At 60.2% G+C, this 1,424-nt stretch carries 1 protein-coding gene; it reads right to left on the bottom strand.

The genetic code is table 11. The features are described from left to right. A partial coding sequence (locus KSW38_RS23280; RefSeq protein WP_216927805.1) for a tyrosine-type recombinase/integrase occupies positions 1-1,117 on the bottom strand: 1,117 nt, incomplete at its 3' end. Between the last annotated feature and the right edge of the window lie 307 nt (positions 1,118-1,424).

Raw genomic sequence — 1,424 nt, 5'->3', positions numbered from 1 at the left:
CATGAACCCTCCCGCGATCCCGTGTGATGGACAGCTTCAGATAAGCACCTCCATCACGCGGAACTGTGCGGTTACGGGCCTCGTGCTGCACGTCAAAGACACCCCGGTTCCGGCCCCAGATAAGCTGGATAAACAAAGGATCGTAGCCGGCCTCGATCAGGTGGGTGACATAGGAATGCCGCAAGGTGTGCAGGGACAACTCCTCCGGCAAACCCGCGGTTTTCCTGATGCGCTGGAACGCCCGGTCGAAGTTGCGATAAACGGTGGAACCGGACCGCTCCGAGGGCCACATACTCGCTGAACGGTCCGCGGTGGCGAAGCGTTTCCGGCCATCAGGGGAGAGCCAGTACTCCAACTGACCGACGACCCAATCGAACTCCGGGACGGTCAGCACAGTCCGGCGTCGAGGACCTGAGCCCTTGGTTCCTTTAGCCCACCGCACCTGGAGCGCGCCGAACCGGCCGAACTGTTCAACGTGGGGATTCGGGCCGAAATCGACGTACTCGAGCATCGTCAGTTCACGACGGCGCAGCCCGTAAGCGTAGGCAACCTTGAACGCCGTCGAATCCCTCAACGCCGGCAACCAACGCTTGGAGCGCTTGGAGAACTCCGTATCCACCAAGTCATCAGCGACGTCAAAGAACGTTTGAAGCTCCGCCCTGGTGAACGCCCGCCGGCGCGGCGGAACGGCGTCGTCGGTGGTGTGCCGCGGCGAGTTCCACTCGAACACGACCTGCACCGGAATATCGGCGAACACCCGTTCGCAAAGGGCTGCCCACCCATAACGCCCATCTGTCAGGTAAGCACAGAACGCCTTGATCGCTCCAGCGTTGGACCCGAGCGTGGACAACGCCAGGCCACGCTCGGAACTGCGCCGGTCCGCGAAGAACTCGTCCACGTGGTGCGCCGACCACGTCCACGGATACTCGTTCGCGTGGTCCTGGAACCGCTCAACGACGCTGCAGGAACTCTTGATATACGCCGTCGAGAGCCCGCGTGCCAGCATCTGCGCCCGCCACCCATCAAGCATCGCCTCGAAAACCCGGTCTTCAGCCCGCAGCAGCCCAATGTTCTCAGTGTTCAGATAGGCAGGAATCCGCCCAGGTTCGATAATCACGAGCCAAACTCTACGCAAGAATCTCTCATTTAATGAGAGATTACGCCGTTGCGACGCGCAATGACGCGACCGAGCCGATGGCCGTTACTCGACGGCGCCCTCAGCACGCCCAGAGCTGACGTGGGAAAACACTGCATGACAGGTTTGGACGAGTTATCTCATCTACTTCTACTCGTCCCACTCGAACGCCGATAATGGACGTTATGTCGTGTAGTAATGACTCTAAGTGCTGTTCCTGCACATCGTGAGGATGTGGGAAACGCCTGCTGCACCTCCCCTAAGGCGGTGTTGACCTCGGATTTTGCCT

Source organism: Paenarthrobacter aromaticivorans (assembly GCF_019038615.1).
GTDB lineage: Bacteria > Actinomycetota > Actinomycetes > Actinomycetales > Micrococcaceae > Arthrobacter > Arthrobacter aromaticivorans.
Note: the sequence above shows the minus strand (reverse complement) of the source record. Positions and strands in the feature narration are given on the sequence as shown.